This is a genomic window from Microbulbifer sp. ABF4_107 (assembly GCF_056312215.1).
The window spans coordinates 3066106-3089158 of the sequence record NZ_CM149983.1; the positions used below are offsets into that span (position 1 = coordinate 3066106).

Below are 23053 nucleotides of genomic sequence, written 5' to 3' on the forward strand. Positions count from 1 at the left end.
CCTATTTCTTCTCCGCTTCCGCGCCCTGATCGCGGAAACGCAGCCGGCGAAACAGACGCACCACCAGCTCTTCGGCCACCAGCATCACCACGACCACCACAATCAGGGTAACCACGCCGTGCCACATTCCGTGAAAGCGCACGTCCTCATCGAATACCAGAGTGATCGCTTCCAGAATCACAAACTTCGAACCAAATAACACCAGCCAGGCGCAGAAGTAACGCAGAAAACGCGAGAAGCCGCTGGTGTACCGCGTAAAAAATTCTGCGACCCGGTGCTCCACGGCAATGGTCAGTTTCAACAGCAGCTGCAGCAGTATCGCCGCCAGCAGAGAAATGCTGAACGATTTAATTTCGACGTTCTCGGAAAACTCCGCGAACAGATTGAGCACCACCAGGTCCACCAGGACACCGTTGTAATAAAGCAGAAACAACCGCTGTGCATTGGTCGGTGTTTCCGCCAGCTCCGCACGTAGAAACGACATCGTGGACTTGGTCATTCATAGACTCCGCAGACACACCCAGAAATTACTGATATTTCGCCAAAGCGAAAGCAATACCGCCTCTATTCGGCTCGACAAAAGGAAATTGATGCTTAACTACTAGAGTAGCTCCTTATTCCGCGATGCCGAACGGGTGGTTGATCTGGTCTGCCTTACACGACGCAGACCCGGAGCGCGCAAATTTTTCCCCCAATGAAGTAGTACCCAAGCAGTTTGCGGAGGAATCGAATGCCTTCTTCCAACCCGGTTCCGGACAGCGCTATCCGCGGTCCGGTGCTGACATTTACCGGCGACCCTTTCGCTTCCAGTGTCGAGGACACCCTGTGTTACGAGTCAGATGCCATAGTGGCATTTGGCGATGGTGTGATTACCCATTTCGGCCCCGCGGATCAGATCCAGCCGCAGCTGCCGAAAGACCTGAAGGTTCGCAACTACGGCGCGGACGCTCTGATCACCGCAGGCTTTCTCGACAGTCATGTGCACTTTCCGCAAACCCCCATGATTGCCGCCTTTGGCGAGCAGCTGCTGGACTGGCTGAACAAATACACTTTTCCCACGGAACGCAAATACGCGGACAAGGCCTTCGCCGCATCGGTGGCGAAAGTGTTTCTCGATGAGTGTCTGAAAAACGGTATCACCACCAGCTGTGTCTACTGCACTGTCTTCCCCCAGTCCGTCGATGCCCTGTTTGAAGAGGCCGAGCGCCTGGGCATGCGCATGGCGGCGGGCAAGGTGCTGATGAACCGCAATGCACCGGACTACCTGCTGGATACCACCCAGAGTGGTTACGACGACTCTAAGGCACTGATCAGCAAGTGGCACAACCGCGGCCGTCTGATGTATGCCATTACCCCGCGCTTTGCGCCGACAAGCAGCGCGGATCAGCTGGATTCCGCCGGCGCACTGTGGGACGAATTCCCGGACTGCTATATGCAGACCCACGTGTCGGAAAATATGGATGAGGTTGCCTGGGTCAAAGAGCTGTTCCCCGACCGCAAGGGTTATCTGGATGTGTACGACCACAGCAAACTGTGTCGGCCTCGGGCGGTGTTTGGTCACGGTATCCACCTGACCGAAGACGAGCTCTGCTGCATGCATCACACCGGCTCCGCCATTTCCCACTGCCCGACATCAAACTTTTTCCTCGGCAGTGGCTATCTCGACGTGTATCGCGCGAAAGATCCCAAGCGCCCGGTACGGGTAGGCATCGGCACCGATCTCGGCGCCGGCACTTCGTTTTCGATCCTTGCCACACTGAATGAGGCATACAAAGCGGCGCAGCTGAATGGCAAGGCGCTCACGGCGGGGCACGCATTTTATTTCGCGACCCGCGGCACCGCCCGCGCCATGTATATCGACGACAAGGTGGGCAGCATCGCCCCGGGAATGGAAGCGGATCTGGTGGTACTCGATATGAAGTCCACTCCGATCATTGATTACCGCATGCAGTTTGTGGAAGACATCCACGAGGCGTTGTTTGTGCAGATGACCCTCGGCGACGACCGCGCGGTCCAGGCCACCTATATCGCCGGCAAACTGCAATACGAGCAGGCCAAAGCCCGATAAACCCGCGTCCGTAATTAGAAATTGATGGAGGCCAGCCATGTCTGCCACCCGTGATAACGCTTCTGCCGCTGGCGCCCCCAAGCTCGGCGGTGCCATGGCCTGGTGGGTGTGGACACTCGCCGTTTTGTTTGTGGTGTATCTGTTCAGTTTCCAGACCGGCTACTCCATCGTGAATCCCAGTGTGCAGGAAGATGTCGGCCTGACGATCAAACAGATCGGTGGTATTGCCGCCGTATACACCTGGGCCTTTGCCATCTCCCAGTTTTTTGGTGGTGCATTGCTTGACCGGCTGGGCGCGCGCAAGGTGATCCCTATTGCCATTGCCCTGGTTGCCCTCGGTATTTTCCTGTTTGCCAATGCCGAGAGCTACACCATGCTGCTGGTCTCCCAGATCGTGGTTGCGGTTGGCTCCTGTGTGGGGTTTGTCGGCGCAGGCTATATCGGCGGCCAGTGGTTCGGTATGGCCAAGTTCAGTTTTATGTTTGGTCTGGTACAGGTCATGGCCGCACTGACGTCCGCCTTCTCGGTGAACCTGATCAGCATGGCACTGGAGACGACCACCTGGCGCACCCTGTTTAACGCCACCGCGATATTCGGCGTGGTGCTGTTTGTATTGGGCCTGATCTTTATCCGCAATCCGACACCGGTGGTGCATGAGGCCGACAGCAGTGGGGACAACTTTTTTGTCGGCGTTCTGAAAAGCCTGGCAAGCGTCGCCAAGATCGGACACGTATGGGTGGCGGCACTGGTAGGTGCGCTGTCATTTGGCATGCTACTGGCTTTAGGGGTGGTGTGGATGCCAAAAATCCTGATGGTGCATGGACTCAGCCCCTCTTCCGCGGCGCTCGGCTCTTCGCTTCTGTGGCTCGGGTTGGCGGCCGGCAGCGCGGTGGTACCCCACTGGTCCGATGTCATCAAACGCCGCAAGCGCACCATGGTTGTGGGCTGTGCCATTCAATTGGCGGCGCTGCTCGGGCTGCTGTTTATTCCCGGTCTTGGCAGCGGCCTGGCGCTGACACTGTGCTTTATTCTCGGTTTTGCCAACGCCTCCCATATGCTCGCGTTCAGTACTGCCGCCGATGTTGTGCAGCCGCACCAGATCGGCACGTCCGCGGCCATCGTCAATGGCATCATGTTTATCCTCGGCGGCATCCTGATCAGCCGGCCGGGATTCCGTATCGGCGTCGGCGTGGAAAAGGGCATACAACCGGAGTCACTGGCACTGGCGCAGTACGCCAGTATCCCGCTGATTATTGCCGGTGCGCTGGCCCTGCTGATCGCGCTGTTTATGCGGGAAACTTATCCACAGCAGGGACATGGCTGAGGAGTAGCTGACGTGGGTACCGGCGCAGGGCAGAGCCCCCCTCTCGGTGGCTGGCGCGCCTGGGGGGCGTGGCTGATTGGAGTCGCCTTTGTGGTGTACTACTTCAGTTTCCAGACCGGCTATTCCATCGTCAACGCACGGGTGCAGGAAGATGTGGGGCTGAGTGTCGCGCAAGTAGGCTTTATCGCCGCGCTCTACACCTGGGTGTTCGCCATCTTCCAGTTCCTCGCCGGGCCACTGCTGGATCGACTGGGAGCGCGCAAGGTCTTATTGCCGGCGATTGTTCTGGTCACCATCGGTATCTTCCTGTTTGCCCGCGCGCAGAGTTTTTCCATGCTTCTGCTCTCCCAGGTATTTATCGCGCTCGGTGCCTGCACCGGGTTTGTGGGCGCGGGGTATATTGGCGGCACCTGGTTTGGCTGGGCCAAGTTCAGCCTGATGTTCGGTCTGGTGCAGTTTTCGGCTTCCCTTTTCTCCGCGTTCAATCAGAACCTGCTGACCCGCGCACTGGAATCCTGGCCGTGGCGGGAGCTGTTTACCATGGCCGCCGGTTTTGGCTTGGCCCTGCTAATTATTGCCGTTTTACGCTTGCGGGATCCCGTGCCCGTCGAGGTTGCCGGCGCACGCGGTATACGGCCGTTTCTGCGCAGTGTCATCCGCGCGCTCAGGAAGGTGGGGGCTGTCCCCATGGTGTGGGTGGCATCGGCATTCGGCGCACTCTGCTTCGGAGTAATGCTCGCACTCGGTGTGGTGTGGGGGCCGAAGCTGATGATGGTGCGCGGGCTTGAGCCTGCAACAGCCAATCTCGCCGCGTCCTTTTTGTGGCTGGGACTTGCCGCCGGTTGTTTTATCACTCCGTGGCTGTCGGATCGTCTGCAACGGCGCAAGCTGCCCACCATCGTGGGGATTGCGATCCAGCTGTTCGCGCTCGCGCTGATTTTATTTGCTCCGCCCATGGAAGCAGCGGCAGACATGTCTCTCTGTTTTGCGTTTGGCTTTGGCAACTCCGCACATATGCTGGCTTTCAGCGCCGCCTCCGATGTGGTGGAGCCAGAGAACATCGGCACCTCGGCGGCCATCGTCAACGGTGTCATGTTTATTGTCGGTGGCATCATGATCAGCCGCCCGGGTATGCGCATCGGTCTTGGCCAGGCCGAGGGACTGGTGCCCGCCTCCGCCGAACTCGCACAATTTGCCGCGCGGCCACTGCTACTGGCCATTGTGATTGCCTTGCTGATCGCGCTGTTCATGCGTGAAACCTATCCAAAAATGCGCGCACTCCACGCAGTGGAATAGCGCCGGGCATTTCCATGACTGCCCGCAACCGCACATCCTCAACCTCCTCGCCATTACCGCTGGCGGCCCGCCGCTGCTACCGGCTCGCCTTTACCACCGCGCTCGCACTGGCGCTGTGCTACGGCCTCAATATTGGTATTCCCTTTGTCGCACCGGTATTTGCGGTGCTGGTGGCAGCGGCGCCAAAGCCGCCACCGGATCTTCGCGGAGCGCTCGGGCTGCTGCTGTTTATGGCCGCCGCACTTACCGTAGGCATTCTGATTGGCCCGTTACTGCAGCAGGCACCGTTCACCGCACTGCTGATCATCGCCGCCGGAACCTATTTCAGTAATCGCCTCGCCATCGGTGGAGGCAAGGCGCTGCCCGGTACATTGCTGGCCCTGGGGTTTACCGTCATTCCCGTGGCGGATGTCGCGAGTTCGGCTCTCGCTTCCGCATTGGTGGAAGCACTGGTGCTGGGGCTAGCCCTCGCCATTTTCAGTCTGTGGCTTGTGTATCCATTTTTCCCGGAAGACGCGGCACTCGCGCCACCGGCACAGTCGACTACACCATTCGATGATCACTGGCTGTCCCTGCGTGCGACCCTGATCGTGCTGCCTGCGCTTGGGTTTACGCTGACCAACCCCACCACCAATTTACCCTTTCTGGTGAAAAGCATTCTGTTGGGACGGGAAGCCAGCGAACTGCAGTTGCGCCATGCAGGCCGCGAGCTGGTGGGCTCCACACTGGCCGGCGGCTTGCTGGCCATTGCGGTGTGGTGGTGCCTTGGCTTCGCGGTGGAGCTTTGGTTTTTCAGTGCCTGGATCCTGCTGGTGAGCCTGTTTGTGGCGGCGGGCTGCTACCAGGTATTCCGCAACCGCTTCAGTCCCGGCTTCTGGAGCAACGCGCTGATGAACATGCTGATATTGCTCGGTGCGGCAGTGCAGGACAGTGTTGTGGGCAACGATGTGTACCGGGCATTTCTGGTGCGCATGTCGCTGTTTCTACTGGTCGCGGTATACGCCCTGTTTACCATGCAGCTGCTGGAATGGTGGCGAAGGCGTCGCAGGCAGGCGCGAAACTTCCGCCGCAGCCAATAACATAAACAAAAGATAAAAACGCCAAGCGGTAAAATTAAAAGTGATTCAGGAAAACGGGAATCATCAGGGCATTGGCCAGGTCGATAAAAAAGGCGCACACCAACGGCACAATAATAAACGCCAGGTGTGACGCACCATAGCGACTGGTGACCGCCGACATATTCGCCATCGCCGTGGGCGTTGCCCCCATGGTAAACCCTGCGAATCCCGCACTAATAACGGCCGCATCGTAATTTTTTCCCATTACACGAAATACGACAAAGATACTCACGACCGCCACCAACACACTCTGCATGGCGAGGATGGACAATATGGGCCCGGCCATCTCCAGCAGTGTCCAGAGTTGCATGCTCATCAGGGACATCGCGAGAAATGCGCCGAGAGACACCTCGGCGATCAGCGCCATGGTCGGGGTGCGGGTGGGCCAGGTCATACCGGTAATGCGGGGCACCGTGCGCGGCACCAGGTTGGTCATTACGATGCCTGCAAACAGGCAGGTCACAAACAGCGGCAGGTCGAGGCCGAGGGATTTCAACAGCGCATTCAGCCCGAGTCCGATCAGGATGCACAGGTGGATCGCCAGGATACTATCCATAAACTGCAGCGCGGTTATAGCGCTGTGTTTCGATTTGTCTTCCACACCAACATCCAGCGGTGCGGCTCGAACTGGCGTCAGACCATGGCGATCAATCAGCAGTTTGGCAATTGGGCCGCCCATCACACTGGCAAGGATGAGCCCGAAGGTTGCACAGGCAATGCCGATTTCCATGGCACTGGCGACCCCATAGTCCTCGGCAATCCTGGGCGCCCAGGCAATCGCTGTACCATGACCTCCGATCAGCGACACAGAGCCCCCCAAAACACCGGTGGCCGCGGACAGATCAAACAGCCGCGCCACCGTGATCCCCACCAGGTTCTGCGCCAGCATAAAGGCGATGGTTACGCCCAGCAGTATGAGCAGCGGCTTGCCTCCGGCAACCAGGTCCTTGATGCTGGCGTTGATGCCGATGGTGGTAAAGAAATATACCAGCAGTACATCCCGGGCATTCAGCTCGAAGTCGATGGCGATACCGGTTGCCGCGTAAATCAGCGCGATCACCACGGAAAACAATAGTCCGCCAGTTACCGGCTCGGGAATACTAAACTCCCGAAGCAGACCGACAGACTCGTTAATCCGCTTACCCACAAACAGCACGATCAGCCCGAGGGTAAACGCCAGGAATGAGCCAATAGTCAGAACCCCATCGGTCAGTTCCACACCAGCACCTCTCCACGATAAAGCACAGTCTTCAGCCTAGCAGGCTACTCGCGCGACTCATCAGAGGTTCCTGGATAAAGAAGGTTTAGCGCCGCTTACCACAGTCGGGATTATTCCGCGTCTACTCTTGAAAGAGTCTTGCACGAGGTTGTCTTTTGCTGAATCTACTGCTGATTTTTATTCCTATCGCCGTGGCCCTGGAACATCTGGCACCGGGGCAGCACTTGCTGGTGTTTGTCACTTCTGCCCTCGCGATTCTGCCGCTGGCCGGTTGGCTCGGTCGCGCCACCGAGCACCTGGCGGAGCACGCCGGTGAAGGTGTAGGCGGACTATTGAATGCCACCTTCGGCAACGCCGCCGAACTGATCATTGCACTGGTGGCCCTGAAAGCGGGACTGCACGATGTGGTCAAGGCTTCTATCGCCGGCTCGATTATCGGCAACATTCTTCTGGTGCTTGGGGCCTCGATGCTGGCCGGCGGCATGAAGCACCACCAGCAGCAATACAGCTCCGAGGGCGCCCGCTCTCAGGCGACGATGCTTACCCTCGCCACCATCGGCCTGATATTGCCCGCAGCTTACTCCTTCTCCGTTGCCGAGCAGGTTCCCCGGGGGCTTGGTTTTATCAGTATTACCATTTCCGTGGTCCTGCTGGCGGTTTATGTGCTGTTTCTCCTCTACTCCCTGATTACCCACCGCGCGCTATTTGCAGGCTCCGTGGATTTCTCGGAAGACGGCACACACAAGGCACCATGGCCCGTAGGAAAAGCGTTGGCGGTACTCGCCATTGCCACGGTGTTTATTGCGTGGATGAGTGAAATTCTGGTGGGCGCCGTAGAACCTGCTGCGGAGGAGCTGGGCCTCAGCAATATTTTTGTGGGGGTCTTTATCGTCGCGATTCTCGGCAACGCAGCGGAGCATGCATCGGCAATAACCGCGGCGATGAAAAACCGTATGGATCTGTCGCTGTCTATCGCCATCGGCTCCGGGGTACAGGTCGCGCTGTTTGTGGCGCCCCTGCTGGTGTTACTGAGCCTGACAATTGGCCCACAACCGATGGATCTCGCATTTTCCGGCGGCCTGGTTCTGAGCATGCTGCTGGCGGTACTGATTACCGGGCAGGTTGCCGGTGATGGTCGCTCGGACTGGCTGAAGGGCGTGCAGTTGCTCAGTGTGTATCTGATTCTGGCGCTGACCTACTTTGTCATCCCCGACCAGATGGCAACTTGAGGTCGGCTATGTCACAGAACCACAAGAAGCCAAAAACATTCCGCTTCGGTGATTACCTGAACGCCAGCGGCGCCGGTCGCCGCACCCTGGATATCCACGCACTGCTGCCGGAGCCCGAGCGGAATGCGGACGGTCGTATTGTGCGCCTTCCTCAGCCACCGGTGTCGCTGACGTCCAGTGAGGTTTCCAGAATCCTCAGGCCGTATTTTTCCGTGCGCTTCCGCGAGCAGTTACGCGCCGTTGTACCGCTCGCGGCCTACCTGGCTCTTTTCCAGATCATCGTGTTGCGACAACTGGTGGAGGATCCATGGCTTGTCACCGGCGGCCTGCTGGCGGTAATCGTCGGCCTGATGCTCTTTATGGAAGGGTTGAAACTCGGCCTGATGCCCTTCGGTGAAGTCATTGGTGAAACGTTACCGCGCAAAGCGGCGCTTCCCGTTGTTCTGCTGATTACCCTGCTCCTCGGGATCGGGGTAACCTTTGCCGAACCCGCAATCGGTGCTCTGAAAACGGCCGGGCAGAATGTGAGCGCGGAACAGGCACCCTATCTGTACCTGGTGCTGAATCAGATGTCTGACACTCTGGTGCTGGTGGTCGGCGCCAGCGTAGGGCTTGCAGCGGTTATCGGTACCCTGCGGTTTCTTTATGGCTGGAGCCTGAAACCACTGGTGTATGCCGCACTGGTACCAGTACTCGGCCTCAGTCTGTATGCGGCCAGTCAGCCCCAACTGGCCTCGGCCATCGGGCTCGCCTGGGATACCGGTGCCGTCACCACCGGGCCGGTGACGGTGCCGCTGGTTCTGTCACTGGGTATCGGGATTGCCGCGGCGGCGGGTAAAGGGGACTCCGGCCTATCCGGCTTCGGGATCGTTACCCTCGCGTCGCTGTTCCCTATTGGCGGTGTACTGTTGCTGCTGATAATTCTGTCGTTTGTCACCTCTCCCGAAGAAATTCTCCAGCTCGCTGCCAATGCCAGTACCGCGGTGGTTGAATCACCCCCCTGGTACGCGCGTAGCCCGGGGATGGAAATCGTAATGGGGATACGCGCCATTCTGCCGCTGGTGATTTTTCTCTTTCTGGTACTGCGGCTAATGTTGAAAGAACCGCTAAAAAACCGTGGAGAAGTCTTCCTTGGTATTCTGCTCACCATTGTGGGCATGTGCATCTTCAACATTGGCCTCACTTACGGTCTGTCCAGACTGGGAGGCAGCGCCGGCGGCATGATGCCAATGGCCTTTATGGCGATCGAGGGGCAGCAGGATTCACCGCTCTACACTTATGCCGTCGGCCTGGTACTGGCGCTGGTATTTGCCTGGGTGCTCGGCTTTGGCGCCACCATCGCGGAGCCCGCGCTGAACGCCCTGGGTATTACCGCGGAGACTCTTACCAACGGTGTATTCCGCAAGCGCACGCTCATTCTGTCAGTGTCGGTGGGTGTTGCCTTTGGCATTGCACTGGGTTTGGCCAAACTGATTTTCAATCTGCCGTTGCTGTGGATGATTCTGCCCTGCTACCTGGTGGCCGTGGTACTGACCTGGTTATCCAGCGAAGAATTCGTCAACGTGGCCTGGGACAGTGCCGGCGTGACCACAGGCCCGATCACCGTACCATTGGTATTGGCCCTGGGGCTCGGCTTTGGTAATGCCGTACAAGCGGTGGAAGGTTTCGGCATTCTGTCCATGGCTTCGGTCGGCCCGATTATCACCGTCATGATCTCCGGGCTCTGGTCCCGTTACTGCGCCAGGGCTCAGGCGCGGGCTGCAAAACAAGACGGCGTCACTACCGCATCCAGGAATGAGGAAGTCACATGACCGATAAAACCATCACTTACCTGACGGATGCGGTGCAGATCACTGCGGTGGTACAGAAAGGCCGCAGCGACGACATTCTACGTGCCTGCCGCGATCTCGGTGTCGCCGGCGGTGTGGTACATCTGGCCCGCGGCACGGGCGCCCGTGAACGCCTTGGACTACTGGGTATTGCGGTGGAAACGGAAAAAGAAGTCGTGACCGTGGTCGTCGCCGCTGACTTGCGCGACCTGATCGCAGAGGCGATTTACCACACCGGCGGACTGGACGCGCCCGGCGGCGGCTATCTGTATGTGAGTGAACTGCAGCGGCTCGCGACTTATATTCCCGAAGAAATCCTTGCACGTATGAACGCACCGCAAAATGCGGCAGTGGATAATCAGGCATGACGGCAACACCCTCTTCTTCCTCGGCACTACCACTGGAAGCCGCTTGCTGTATCCGCGTTATTGTGCCCGATGACGGTACCGATCTGCGCCTGATAAAAACACTGCTGCAGGAAAAGGGAATCACCCGCGCCCACAGTGTACCGCTGCGGGCAGTGGGTATGTTACGGGAAGCTCGCAGCAAACGCGGGCACCTCCCTGAGCCCGCGTTGGCCAGACTGGTCAATGTGGTTGTGCCGGAAAACGAAGCCGAGACACTATTCGCCTTTGTCTGCGAAGCCGCCAGACTGAATCGCAGCGGTGGCGGCCTCGCTTCCATACAGCGGCTACAGGGAGCCAGCAGCTATTCGCTTCCCGAGGATCTGCCCATAGAAGCAGGTCACACTGAAGAGAGCCATTAGCGCGAAAAGAAACGCGCGGCTACTTCGCGGGCCACTGATAGTTCTCAAACCGCACGCGCAAATCCTTTTTACTGACCTTGCCGGTTGCCGTATGCGGTATATCTGCCACAAACTCACAGGCTTCCGGAATCCACCAGCGCGCAACCTTGCCGGTAAAATGCGCCAGTAATTCTGCCGGATCTGGCGACTCGCCCTCTTTGGGTACAACGACCAATAGCGGGCGTTCGGTCCATTTTTCGTGATACACACCAATCACCGCCGCTTCCGCCACCTGCGGGTGAGTCATGGCACAGTTTTCCAGCTCGATGGAGGAAATCCACTCGCCACCGGACTTGATGACATCCTTGGTGCGGTCGGTAATCTGCATATAACCATCGGCATCAATAGTGGCCACGTCCCCGGTTTCAAACCAGCCATCGGCGTCGCAGGCATCGGTGTCTGCCTTGAAGTAGCGCTGAATCACCCAGGAACCACGTACTTTCACTGCACCCGATGCCTTGCCATCCCAGGGAAGTGCCACGTCGTTTTCGTCGACGATTTTCATATCCACACCATACACCGGGCGCCCCTGCTTGAGCCGAATCCGGGTTTTCTCTTCTTCACTCCAGTGATCCATATGCGGTTTCTGGGTATTGTAGGTACCCAGCGGGCTCATTTCCGTCATGCCCCAGGCCTGCTGGACTTCCACATCGTAAAGTTCACGGAACTTGTCAAAGATCGGTTGCGGGCAGGCGGCGCCGCCGGTGGTCAGTCGCTGCAGGCTCGGCACCTTCTGTCCGGATTTTTCCAGATAATCCAGCAGCGCCAGCCATACCGTCGGCACCCCGGCCGATGCCGTTACTTTTTCTTCATTGATCAGGGTACACAGGGTTTCGCCGTCACCCATTTTCGGACCCGGCATCACCAGCTTGGCGCCAACCATAGGGCCGCTGTACACCAGTCCCCAGCCATTCACATGAAACATGGGCACAATCGGCATCACCACATCCCGTCCGGACAAGCCAAACGAATCCGGTAACGCAGAGCCGTAGCAATGCAACACGGTGGAGCGGTGGGAATAGAGAACACCTTTTGGATTTCCCGTGGTACCCGAGGTGTAACACAGAGAGGAGGCGGTTTCCTCCTCTAGCTCAGGCCATTCGAACTCGTCATCTTCACCGTCAATCAGGCTTTCGTAGCAAATCAGATTGGGCAGGCGCGAGTACTCCGGCATATGGGCTTCATCGGTCAACACCACAAAGCCCTTTACCCTTGGTAATTTCTCAACCAGCTTTTCCACCACGGGCACAAACATCGCATCCACAAACAGATACTGGTCTTCGGCGTGGTTGATGATGTACTCCAGCTGCTCCGGGAAAAGTCGCGGGTTAATGGTGTGACATACCATTCCCGAGCAGGAAACTCCGTAGTACAGCTCAAGATGACGGTAATCGTTCAATGCGAGGGTACCGACACACTCACCACGCTGCACGCCCAGCTTTTCCAGCGCATTGGCCAGCTTGCGCGCACGACGGAATGCATCTGCATAGGTATAACGGTGGTAGGGGTTGTCGGATGTCACCGATACGATTTCACTGCTGCCATAAACCTTGTCGGCAAATCGCATGATATTGGTAATGGTGAGCGACAGGTTCATCATCTGGCCGTACATGGGTTTTCCTCTCATCAAATTCTTGTTTACAGACAGCAAGGCGTCAGGCAGCTGTCCAGTTCTTCAATAAAGGCTTCTGCCATCGGCCATGGCCCAAAACCGGACGCCGGATTCAGATGGCCGACCTTGCCGAGATTGACCAGTTTGCTCCCCCAGGTAGCCGCCATCTTTTCCGCTGCGGCGAAGGAAGCCAGATAATCATCGGTACTCGCTGCGAGAATGCTGGGAAATGGCAGTGGCTTGTCGGGAAGTGGCTCCCAGCCGTGCTCACGCAGGGTATCCGGCGTCGGGTATTGGGGTGGCCACTGCGCATTCATATCCGGCGGCGCAGCCAGTAGCGCGCCCTTGATTTCGCGGGAGTAACGGGCCGCCCAGTGGGCAACCATCAGACAACCGGCACTGTGTGCCACCAGAATGATGTCACCCTTGATACCCTCGATCTGACGCTGGATATTCTCAATCCGCGCATTGCAGTCCAGCTTTTGCTCTGTGAGTGGAGGCACACTGCACACACGCTGCAGTTTTTTCTCCAGGTGAGTCTGCCAGTGCGCTTCGACGTGATCCCGCAGTCCGGGCACGATCAAAACAGTCGCTTGTGTTTCCATTGTTCACCTTGTAAAAAAAGGGGCGTGAACAGATAACTGATCCGCCCCCCAAATTGAATTACCACTTAGCCGTCTCGCGAGATCAGGCTCAGAAGTGCATCCGTGCGGTCAACCCGAAAGTGCGCGGTGTTCCGGTAAATGCCTGATAGGAAGCGCCGCCATCGAGCTTAGAGGCAATCGGTGATGCGGTTTTCTGAATGAAATACACTTCGTCGTGCAGGTTGCGAACCCAGGTGGAAATATCCCAGGTATCGTTGCGCCAACCCGCACGCAGGTTGCCCACCCAATAGGCATCCTCCTGGTGACGGGGATCCAGTTCAGAGCTGTAATTGGCTTCATCCGTAAAACGGTAATCCACGCGGGAATAGAAATCCCCGCCCATCAGAGGCTGCTCCCATTCCAGCCCCAGGTTGCCGGTGAGTTTCGGTGCAAATGGCAGGATTTCACCACTCAGATCACACTGCCCCAGTGCATTTTCCGGTGCGCGACCGTAGTAGCACTGTCCGCCGGTGTAGGTATCGTACTTGGCCTCGATATAGGCGAGATTGGCTACCCCGGTCAGGTTTTCACTGAGCAGCCAGGTGGAGTCCAGCTCGATGCCGTCCACCACTACTTTCTCCGCATTGTTTACCGCAAAGGCGAGACCAATAAAGGTGGCATTCTGGAAATTGGAATACTCGGTATGGAATACACTGCCGTTGATGCGCGCACGATTTCCCCAGGTTTCGGTTTTCCAGCCGAGCTCGAAGTTATCGATATCTTCTTCGTCGAAGGGTCGCGCCTCTTCGCTGAAGTCGCCCCACTGCAGGCTGTAGCCACCCGCCTTGAAACCACGGGAATAGGTGCCGTAGATCATGGTATCGTCGTTGGCAAACCAGCTCAGGGTGACATTGCCGGTAATCGCAGACCAGCTGTCGCTGTCTTCAAAGTCGCTGGCATCCGGCGTGAGCGAGCAGACGAGATTATTGAGTACGCAACCGAGTGCGGTGGTGGTGTGCTGCTCGACTTTTCCGTCTTTCGCATCCATTGAGTAGCGCAGGCCAGTGTCCAGCTTCAGGTTCTCATTGATGTGATAACCGAGGGTGCCGAATATGCCATAGCTCTGGGTGTCCTGTTCGGCAAAAACGTCACCGGTATCACCATCGCTACCAAACAGTGCCGGGCGGAATTGCTCGGGTACGCCAAGTACCGAGCCGACCACATTGCCGAGCATGGCAATATCGGACTGCAGTTCAAACTCTGCACCGTTTCTGTCGCCGCGGGTAAATGTGTTGTTGTAGTAGAAGCCACCAAGCAACCACTCGAGGTTTTCGCTGTTATCCGACATCAGACGCAGTTCCTGGGAAAAAGAGCGCCCGTCCTGCAGATCGTTGAATACCAGCAGGTCCGATGGCATCTGCTCCACGCCATACATGATGTTGCTGGAGGAGTAATCCTCAAATCCGGTAATGGCATTGAACAGGTATCCATCGCCGGAGTATTCAAACTGCAGTACGCCGTCGGTCACCTGCTGGTCGAAATCGTTGGTCCCCACCTGCTCGATAATACGATCCGACGGATCGTTATTGGTCACCGCACTGCCGGCGCCAAACTGGGACATGGCCCCGGCAACTGTCACTACCGTTGGGCTGTACCAGGTGTCCCCAAGCATGGTGTTCATATGCCGCTCCATGCGGCTCAGAATCAGTCTGGAAGTCAGGTTGTCGGAAAGATCCGCGCTCAGCTGAACGCGCAGAGCCTGTCCGTCCTGGCTGTCACCGCCTTCGCCTAGGGTGTTCTCGATCATCTGATCGCGGCGGGTACTGGAAACACTGACGCGACCGTTGACACCATCACTGATCGCGCCATTGACGGAGCCCTTGAATTGGCTCAGGCCCTCGGAGCCAAAACCGTACTCGGCCATACCGGCAAAGTCTGAGGTCGGGGCCTCGGTATTGACGATGATGACACCGGCGCTGGCATTTTTTCCGTACAGGGTGCTCTGGGGTCCTTTGAGAACTTCCACCGACTGCACATCGACGAGTTCGCCCAGGCCCACCCCGGAACGGGAGCGGAATGCGCCATCAATGATCAATGCGGTGTCCGGTTCAAAAGTGGGGATATTGCCCTCGTTGCCAATACGACGAATGCGAAAAGTGGCATTCAGTGGGGAAAGGTTGCTGGTCACAATCAGTGACGGAATCTGGGCGGCGACATCGTCGACATCGCGGAATCCGGCCTTTGCCAATTGATCTCCGGTCAGGGCGTCCACTGCGACGGGGACATCTTGCAGGCTTTCGCTGCGCTTCTGTGCGGTAACAGTGACTTCGTCTATTCTCAGGTCTCTCGCATCGCTAGTTTCAGCCAACCCGCTTAACGGATGAATCGCCAGGCCAACAGCAAGAGCCAGCAGCGACGGCTGTACCAGTCCAATGGAATTATCTTTATCAGGATTGGTGCGTATAAATTTCATTATTGTCTCCTCAAAATGCTTCAGTGCCTCGCACTGAAGCGTGACTGACCGAAATAAAACATCGATTCCCGTCAGCATGTGGGGTGGTCCGGAACGCTCGGCCACGGACTCACTCTAAAAGAGGGCGTGAATCTGGACTTTTCTTGAGGCGACAGGCAGTTTTCATTTGATGACACTCGGCGACTTTTTTGCATGTTTTTTGCGCGCCCGAGAAAAAGAAAACCCCGCAAAAGTACACCGACTTTTGCAGGGTCTTGCACCGCATGCAGCGGTATTAAGCAGAGCGGGAAAGAGTGATGATCGATCAGCTGAAATAGAGAATGGCCAGGACCATCGCCGCGAGCACCGTGGTTTCGATCAGCATCAGCAGTATCGGTTTGAACCCGACCTTGGCCAGTTCTTTTAGCTGGGTTTTCATGCCCAGCGCACTGATCGCAATAACCAGGCACCAGCGCGACAGGTCGCTGCCAAACTGCTGTGCCGTCGGTGGTACCCAGCCGGTGCTGTTGACCGCGGCAAGCAATACAAAGACCACCGCAAACAGCGGCAGCAGTGGAGGGCGTTTGCCACCATCCTCCGCACCCTGGGCGCGGGAGACCATAACGACACACAGAATCACCGGCAACAACATGGCAATGCGCATCAGCTTGACGATGGTGGCGGTATCGCCGGCCTCATGGGAAATGCTGTAGCCGGCCCCTACCACCTGAGCCACATCGTGGATAGTGCCACCCAGGAAAATACCGGCCTCAACATCATCCAGCCCAAACCACTGCACCACCATCGGATAGGCAATCATGGCCATGGTCGACAGTGCGGAAACCCCCACCACGGTAAACAGGGTTGCGCGCTCCTTGGCCGGGTGCGCAGGCATGGCCGCAGACAGCGCCATCGCCGCGGAAGCGCCGCAGATCGCGGTGGCACCGCCGGTCAATACGCCAAACAGCGACTGAAAACCCAGTGCCCGGGCGAGCCCCACGGAAACACATATGGTCGCAGTAACGATGCCTATCACCAGGATGATCGGCCCCCACCCCAGGGAGGCGACCTGATCAAAGGTGATCCGCATACCCAACAGGGCGACACCGATACGCAATATCGTACGCGCGGTAAATTCAATGCCTTCCTTGCAGGGTCCATCCGCTGCGAGGAAATTCATCGCCATTCCCAGTAACAGGGCGAACAGCATCACCGGCGCGGAGTAATGTTCGGAAAGAAAACTCGCCGCAGCGGCAACGACGGTACTGGCAATCAGTCCGGGCAACAGAACCTGCGATCGCGAGCGCACAGAAACCCAGGTAGCAGCAATCATGAGATAACCCCTCGCTGTTCGCGTCCTTACACAGACAGTTCGTCAAGCGCCTGGCAAAGCGCGGCATATAATTGTTCCGGCGGCTGCGCACCGTGCAGGCGCATTCGGTGATTGAAGGTATAACTCGGCACCCCCTCCACCGCGGAAGCCGAGTGAAAAGACTTAGGAGCCACAGCCGCACCGTCCGCCAGCATGCGGCTATCCAGTGCACAGCCCTCGGCAATGTCGAGCAGGATTTCCACATCGCCGATATCGCGCCCGTGAATAAAGTACGCGTGAAACAGGCATTCGAGAAACTCGTCCGCCTGCGCGGGAGTGCCCAGCTGCTGCGCTCGATGAAAAATCCGATGCACCAGTTTCGCATTCGGCATGATCGGAATATTTTGCAGGCGCAAGGAGATTCCGGCGTTCAACGCAGCGCGGCTGACCTGCTCCTGACGAATACGCACCGCCTCATCGCTTCCCAACCGCTGGCGATAGAAATCCTTGAACGGAACACCAGCGACAGGAAGCCCCGGTAGTAATTGCACGCCCACCCAGAATACGTCGATATGCAATTCCGGCAGGTTTTCACGCAGCAATCCCGTGGCAACTTCCAGGTTGCGTTTGCCGATAAAACACCAGGGGCAGATAAAATCAAACGCCACTTCAATTTTCAGATTACTCATGCCGCGACTACCGCCCCCTGTGCGGATAGATCACGCACACTGGCAATATCCCGCCGGTAGTGGCGCTTCGCGCAGTAGAAAACCAGTGCCGATGCGAGGCTCATGATTGGCACCAGTGCCAGAGCCTGAGAGAGTCCAACCCCATCCGCCAACATGCCGGTCACAAACGGCCCCGGCGCCAGGCCAAGCAGATTGTTGACCAGGGTCAGGGTTGCAAAGGCGGTCCCGTGGATCGCCGCGTGTGTAAGATTCGCCACCATGGCGCCGGCGGGGCCGGTGGTCCCCGCTACCAGGAACATGCCGAGGCCGATCAGCACCAGTTGCACCACCCCAGACTCCAGGCGAAACCCGACGCCCAGAAACAGGCAGCACAACAGGCAGTAAATAATGGCGAGCGAAATTTTACGCTCCGCGTGATTCCGGCACAGTCGGTCACACAGATTGCCGCACACCACCATGCCGGCACCGCTGATCAGAACAAATACTGCTGCGGCCATACCGGCCTTGTCGGTTCCGAGATCGTAATAGCGATTCATGAAGCTGGGGATCCAGGCCATCAGCGACGCCGCGACAAACAGTTGCAGACCGCTGGCGATGTAGGCACACAGCACCGACGGGTTGTTGACCAGGCCGCGCAGAGATGGGCGCTGCGCGCTGGCTGCAGAAGTAGCCGGCGTCACGCGTTTTTCGCGAATGATGACGGGATAGATCAGCGCAAGGACGATGCCGAAAATGGCCATACCGGCGAATGCCCAGCGCCAGCCGAGGTGCTCCGCGAGCACTCCGCCCAACGCCATACCAAGCACCGACCCCAGCATACCGCCGGCCATAAAGGCACCCGCCAGCGTCGCACGCAGGCTTGGCGGAAACACGGAAATCACCAGTGCGATACCCACACTGCCGTAGGCAGCTTCACCGATTCCCACCAGAAAACGCGCCGCAAACATTTCCGCGTAACTGTCGGACAGTGCGCACATCAGGGTGGCGAGGCTCCACAGCAGCGCCATCAGGGTCAGGCTTTTTACCCTGCCCCAGCGGTCGGCAAGTAGGGAGAGCGGTATGGTGAGCAAACCGACCATCAGGGCAACAATACCCGAAAGGGAACCCAGCTGGGCGTCACTCAATTGCCACTCGAGTTTGAGCAGTGGAAATACAGCGTTGAGAACCTGCCGCGACATATAGTCGGAAATCAGCAGACCAAAGGTAAGGGCGAAAATAATCCAGGCGTAACGGCGCGATACCGAGACGACCGGAATATCACTGTCGGCATAGTGGGCCATGGCGGTTCCTCGCAGAAAGCCAGCGTACAGAACAGCGCGGTCACCTCGTCACTGGCGGCACAGGGCCGCCAGTGCGAGACTCAACAGCTGCGGTTCGGGATTGCTGAATCAATACCCGCGCAGCGGAACATTCTTCTGTCCAAGCTTGCGATTGGGCGCCATACCATGGGCCGCCAGGGTTTCATTGGCGTCTTTATACCAGGTGCCAATGCGGTAGATTTCTCGCGCTTCCTGTCCGTTGGCGACTTCGCGCCCCAGTTCGTGAGACAGACGCACCAGTTGCTGGATCTGCGCCACCGAGGTCATGCGATTGCCGTGCTGGTCGATCAGGGTGTCTTCAATACCACAGCGCGGGTGCAGGCCCAGTGCCATGGCGATGGTGTTGATCGGCAACACATTTTTCATCAGGGATTCGAGTGTGAGGCAGGCACCGTCCGGGGCGCGGCGGATAAACTCCATAAAATTGTAGGGGTTGGGGCCGTCGAAACCACCGGCAATACCGACCCAGGTCAGGTTCAGCGGACCGCGATAAACGCCGCGACGCACCAGGCGCTCCAGAGTTTCCAGCGAGTGCATACCGGTCAGCTGGAAGTGCGGCTGAATCTCGGCCGCCTGCAAACGCTTCAGGTGCTCCTCCACCCAGCCCGGTCCTGCGGGCACAGTCATTTCGCGATACGCTTCCCAGTAGGCCGGGTCGCAGATACTGGTACCGGCGACGTCTTCTTCATGCATCAACTCGGTGATGTTCATCTGCACGGTGTTGATGGCCACGGTTACCTGATCCGGTTTCGGCGACAGTTCCGCGAGCATATGGCGGGTGTCGTCGGACAGCCATTTGGCTTCCTGCCCTTCTTCCGGGGCAAAAGAAATGGAACCACCCACCTGGATGATCATGTCGGGTACCGCCTCGCGCACGCCGGCAATCAGTTCATTGAATTTGGACAGGCGCTTGGAGCCTTTGCCATCCAGTTCACGTACGTGCAGGTGCAATACGGTGGCACCGGCCTCATAGCAGTCGACGGCTTTCTGGATCTGCTCCTCCATGGTGACCGGAATATCTTCCGGGAAATCTTCCGGCATCCACTCAGGTCCGTAGGGGGCTACGGTAATTACAACTTTGTCCTGGTTCTGCGGGTGCAGGGAATCATCTAGGAACTGCATTCTTCACTCCTCATCGTTCGCAATTTATTTTTTTCGAATAGTGATTTAGTAAGGCTTATCGCCCACGATGCCGGCGCGCTCCATCTTGCGGTGGCAGGCCGGATAGTCCATCACGGCATAATGTTGGGTACTGCGGTTGTCCCAGATGGCGACGCTGTGCGGTTGCCAGCGCCAGCGCACCTGGTACTCGGGAATCGTTGCCTGGCTAATCAGGTAGCGCAGAAGGTCTGCACCACCCGGATTCGCGTCCTGACCGAAGCGCACATTCTCCGGGGTATGGAAGTTGGTAAAGTGCGTGGTGAACGCATTCACAAACAGAATTTTTTCTCCGGTGTCCGGGTGTGTGCGCACCACCGGATGTTCCGCGTCGGGAAACTGTTCCTTCAGCGCAAGGCGTTTTTCGATAGGCATGGCGGCGCCAAAAGAAGCCTCGATGGAATGGCGTGCACGCAAACCATCGATCTGTTTTTTCACATGCTCGGGCAGCATTTCATAGGCCTTCACCATATTGACCCACATGGTGTCGCCGCCCACCGGCGGACATTCGATACAGCGCAACACACAACCAAACGGCGGCGCCTCGCGCCAGGTGGCATCGGTATGCCAGGCATTTTCATAGCGGTCTGCGGGCTGATCCGGACTTTTATAAATCCGCACTAGCCCCGGGTGCTCAGGGTCAGACCCAGCAACCGGATGATCTTCCAGCTCGCCAAATCGCTCGGCAAAGGCGACATGCTGCGCGCGGGAAAAATTCTGGTCGCGCAGAAAAAGTACCTTGTGCTCGATGAGAAGCTGTCGAATGGTTTCGAACAGTCCATCGTCGTGAACGGCGTCGGCGAGATTGATCCCGGACAGTTCGGCGCCGATACTGCAGGTGAGCGGTTCAATGCGCATGGTCGACACCTCAGATAATGAAAATCGATGAGCCGGTGGTTTTGCGCGCTTCCAGATCCCGGTGCGCCTGCACGGCATCTTCCAGTGCGTAATGCTGATTGATACCGATCTTCAACCGGCCGCTACCCACCAGGTCGAACAGCTCGCCGGCCAGTGCTTCTTTTTCTGCGGGGTCCGCAATGTAGTCTGCCAGTGCCGGGCGCGTCATATACAGCGACCCTTTCATCGCCAGCAGCTGTGGATCAAAAGGCGGAATGGTGCCCGAAGCGGTACCGACGCAAACCATCAGTCCGCGGCGTTTCAGCGAGTCGAGAGACGCCATAAAGGTGTCTTTGCCAACACTGTCGAACACCACATCCACGCCAACGCCACCGGTCAGGTCGCGCACGCTGGTCACCACATCTTCACAGCTGTAATTGATCACGTGATCGCAGCCGTGTGCCCGCGCCACTTCTGCCTTGGCTTCCGAAGAGACGGTGCCAATGACATTCAGACCGAGCAGCTTCGCCCATTGGGAAACAATCAGGCCAACACCACCGGCAGCCGCGTGCAGCAGAATGGTGTCCCCCGCTTTGAAATCGTGAATACGGCGCATCAGATAGGCGGACGTCAGACCACGCATGGTCATCGCCGCCGCAGTTTCGTAGGCAATGGTTTCCGGCAGTTTGATCAGTGGCGCCGCGGGAATCAGTCGCTCGCTCGAATAGGCACCGAGGGTGTTGAGGAAACCGGTGTAGGTGACTCGGTCACCTGCGGTGACATTGGTCACACCGGCACCCACTTCCATCACCACACCGGCAGCTTCCACACCGATACCATTGGGCATGGGAATGGGATAGGTGCCATTGCGAAAATAGGTATCCGCATAATTCAGACCTACCGCCACGTGGCGCAGACGCACTTCGCCGGGTCCGGGTTTACCCACTTCGACATTTTCGATACGCAGGACTTCGGGGCCCCCGGTTTCATAAAATCGAACAGCCTTGACCATTCCCAGGCCTCCTGTAGTGCTTTCGCGTTTTCGGTTGATATTCGCTTCTGGTATCTACTGTATGGTTTCCCCCTTTGCGCATCTTCACTTCGAGCGACATATACTTTTCTTTTCATGACACACTAAAATGGAAGAAAAACCGTCTGAGGATGGATAAATGACGAGTCAGATTCGCGCTGCGGCGCTGAATGACTATGCCGAACTGGCCCAGCAACTGGGACTGAACTACCAGCGTCTGATGCACGATGTCGGGTTGCGTCCCACGGTGTTGGGACAGGCGGATACACGTATCTCGGTAGATGCGGTGGTGGATCTGCTGGAACTATCCGCAGAGGAAAGTCAGTGCCCGACGTTCGGGCTGCGCCTGGCAGAATTTCGCCAACTGTCGGATTTCGGTGCGATCAGTCTTTTGCTGCCACATCTGCGCACTCTGCGCGATGCGTTAAATACCACCATCAAATACCGCCACTTGATGAACGATGCGCTGGTCATGCACCTGGAGGATGCGGGGAAAGTCGTGGTCGTACACGAGGAAGTCGTCACCAGCAATACACGCCCGTCCCGTCAGGCGACCGAACTTGCAATCGGTGTGCTGTTTCGTTTGTGCGGCGCACTGCTGAGTGGCCAGTGGCATCCGATCAGCGTCAACTTCACACACAGTGCACCGCCGGATCTGCAGGTACACAAGCGTATATTTAATTGCAAAATCGAGTTTGGCTCCGACTTCAACGGCATGGTGTGTCCGGCAGCGGATCTCGACAGCCCAAATCCATCTGCCGATCCAGCCATGGCGAAATATGCGGAAACCTATATTGCCTCCCTGCCCGGCTCCAAACAGCAACCGTTTTCCTACGAGGTTCGCCAGGCGATTTATCTGTTCCTGCCCATGGGGCGTGCCAATATTGAACAGATCGCCCATGCCCTCGGGGTAAACGTGCGCACCCTGCAACGCAAGCTTGAAGAAAGTGGGGAAACCTTTTCCGACCTGATTAACGAAGTGCGCCGCAACCTGGTGGTGCACTACATGGCAAACCCCAACTATTCTCTTGGCAGAATTGCGGATATGCTCGGCTACTCGGTGGCAAGCTCATTCACTCGCTGGTTTTCCAGCCAGTTTGGGATGTCCCCCGCCCGTTGGCGCGCCGAACACGACACGGACGAAAGTGCGCCGAATAATTGATTTAATCGCT

At 57.6% G+C, this 23053-nt stretch carries 20 protein-coding genes; 9 read left to right on the plus strand and 11 right to left on the minus strand.

What is annotated here, in order from left to right:
* Position 1: 1 nt before the first annotated feature.
* Entirely contained in the window at positions 2-499 is a 498-nt protein-coding gene (locus ACYX4K_RS12575) for a hypothetical protein (RefSeq protein ID WP_475091783.1), read from the minus strand.
* Positions 500-730: 231 nt separating this feature from the next.
* Between ACYX4K_RS12575 and guaD the strand changes: the two genes are divergently transcribed.
* From guaD to ACYX4K_RS12595, 4 genes are read left to right on the plus strand one after another with little or no spacing between them, the layout of a single operon-like run.
* Entirely contained in the window at positions 731-2068 is a 1338-nt protein-coding gene (guaD, locus tag ACYX4K_RS12580) for a guanine deaminase (RefSeq protein ID WP_475091782.1), read from the plus strand.
* A 37-nt stretch (positions 2069-2105) separates the two neighbouring features.
* Positions 2106-3392, plus strand: coding sequence for an MFS transporter (locus ACYX4K_RS12585; RefSeq protein ID WP_475091781.1), 1287 nt, complete (start codon positions 2106-2108; stop codon positions 3390-3392).
* A gap of 12 nt (positions 3393-3404) precedes the next feature.
* The gene (locus ACYX4K_RS12590; protein WP_475091780.1) at positions 3405-4688 is read left to right on the plus strand and encodes an MFS transporter; all 1284 of its coding nucleotides are present in this window, start codon (positions 3405-3407) and stop codon (positions 4686-4688) included.
* A 14-nt stretch (positions 4689-4702) separates the two neighbouring features.
* The gene (locus ACYX4K_RS12595) at positions 4703-5767 is read left to right on the plus strand and encodes a DUF2955 domain-containing protein (RefSeq protein WP_475091779.1); all 1065 of its coding nucleotides are present in this window, start codon (positions 4703-4705) and stop codon (positions 5765-5767) included.
* Positions 5768-5801: 34 nt separating this feature from the next.
* Here ACYX4K_RS12595 and gltS read toward each other — a convergent pair whose 3' ends face one another.
* On the minus strand, positions 5802-7025 hold the full coding sequence (gene gltS / locus ACYX4K_RS12600) for a sodium/glutamate symporter (protein ID WP_475091778.1): 1224 nt from the start codon (positions 7023-7025) through the stop codon (positions 5802-5804).
* Between the two features lie 155 nt (positions 7026-7180).
* On the opposite strand from gltS, the gene cax reads away from it, so the two are divergent.
* From cax to ACYX4K_RS12620, 4 genes are read left to right on the plus strand one after another with little or no spacing between them, the layout of a single operon-like run.
* Complete coding sequence (gene cax / locus ACYX4K_RS12605) at positions 7181-8254, plus strand: calcium/proton exchanger (protein WP_475091777.1); 1074 nt, start codon at positions 7181-7183, stop codon at positions 8252-8254.
* 8 nt (positions 8255-8262) lie between these two features.
* Positions 8263-10065 (plus strand): DUF1538 domain-containing protein, encoded by a 1803-nt coding sequence (locus ACYX4K_RS12610; RefSeq protein ID WP_475091776.1) that lies wholly within the window; start codon positions 8263-8265, stop codon positions 10063-10065.
* Positions 10062-10451, plus strand: coding sequence for a hypothetical protein (locus tag ACYX4K_RS12615; protein WP_475091775.1), 390 nt, complete (start codon positions 10062-10064; stop codon positions 10449-10451). The genes ACYX4K_RS12610 and ACYX4K_RS12615 overlap by 4 nt, the downstream gene beginning before the upstream one ends.
* Positions 10448-10849, plus strand: coding sequence for a hypothetical protein (locus ACYX4K_RS12620; protein ID WP_475091774.1), 402 nt, complete (start codon positions 10448-10450; stop codon positions 10847-10849). Before ACYX4K_RS12615 ends, ACYX4K_RS12620 begins: the two co-directional genes overlap by 4 nt.
* A 19-nt stretch (positions 10850-10868) precedes the next feature.
* Here the strand turns inward: ACYX4K_RS12620 and ACYX4K_RS12625 are convergent, their stop codons facing one another.
* The 9 genes from ACYX4K_RS12625 to ACYX4K_RS12665 all read right to left on the minus strand — a co-directional run bounded on the left by ACYX4K_RS12625 (position 10869) and on the right by ACYX4K_RS12665 (position 21863).
* A complete protein-coding gene (locus ACYX4K_RS12625; protein ID WP_475091773.1) occupies positions 10869-12500 on the minus strand; it encodes a long-chain-fatty-acid--CoA ligase in 1632 nt (543 codons plus the stop codon).
* A gap of 26 nt (positions 12501-12526) precedes the next feature.
* Positions 12527-13105, minus strand: coding sequence for an RBBP9/YdeN family alpha/beta hydrolase (locus ACYX4K_RS12630; RefSeq protein WP_475091772.1), 579 nt, complete (start codon positions 13103-13105; stop codon positions 12527-12529).
* An 88-nt stretch (positions 13106-13193) separates the two neighbouring features.
* Complete coding sequence (locus ACYX4K_RS12635; protein WP_475091771.1) at positions 13194-15557, minus strand: TonB-dependent receptor; 2364 nt, start codon at positions 15555-15557, stop codon at positions 13194-13196.
* Between the two features lie 304 nt (positions 15558-15861).
* Positions 15862-16869, minus strand: a complete 1008-nt coding sequence (locus tag ACYX4K_RS12640) for a YeiH family protein (protein ID WP_475091770.1) — start codon at positions 16867-16869, stop codon at positions 15862-15864.
* Positions 16870-16895: 26 nt separating this feature from the next.
* The gene (locus ACYX4K_RS12645) at positions 16896-17537 is read right to left on the minus strand and encodes a DsbA family oxidoreductase (protein ID WP_475091769.1); all 642 of its coding nucleotides are present in this window, start codon (positions 17535-17537) and stop codon (positions 16896-16898) included.
* Positions 17534-18817 (minus strand): MFS transporter, encoded by a 1284-nt coding sequence (locus ACYX4K_RS12650; protein WP_475091768.1) that lies wholly within the window; start codon positions 18815-18817, stop codon positions 17534-17536. The genes ACYX4K_RS12645 and ACYX4K_RS12650 overlap by 4 nt, the downstream gene beginning before the upstream one ends.
* 108 nt (positions 18818-18925) lie before the next feature.
* The gene (locus ACYX4K_RS12655; protein ID WP_475091767.1) at positions 18926-19978 is read right to left on the minus strand and encodes a beta-keto acid cleavage family enzyme; all 1053 of its coding nucleotides are present in this window, start codon (positions 19976-19978) and stop codon (positions 18926-18928) included.
* Positions 19979-20023: 45 nt separating this feature from the next.
* Positions 20024-20872 carry a TauD/TfdA dioxygenase family protein gene (locus tag ACYX4K_RS12660; protein WP_475091766.1) on the minus strand — a complete coding sequence of 283 codons (849 nt, stop codon included), beginning with the start codon at positions 20870-20872 and terminating at the stop codon, positions 20024-20026.
* A gap of 10 nt (positions 20873-20882) precedes the next feature.
* Positions 20883-21863 carry a quinone oxidoreductase family protein gene (locus tag ACYX4K_RS12665; protein WP_475091764.1) on the minus strand — a complete coding sequence of 327 codons (981 nt, stop codon included), beginning with the start codon at positions 21861-21863 and terminating at the stop codon, positions 20883-20885.
* Positions 21864-22020: 157 nt separating this feature from the next.
* On the opposite strand from ACYX4K_RS12665, the gene ACYX4K_RS12670 reads away from it, so the two are divergent.
* Complete coding sequence (locus tag ACYX4K_RS12670; protein ID WP_475091762.1) at positions 22021-23043, plus strand: AraC family transcriptional regulator; 1023 nt, start codon at positions 22021-22023, stop codon at positions 23041-23043.
* Positions 23044-23053: the final 10 nt, after the last annotated feature.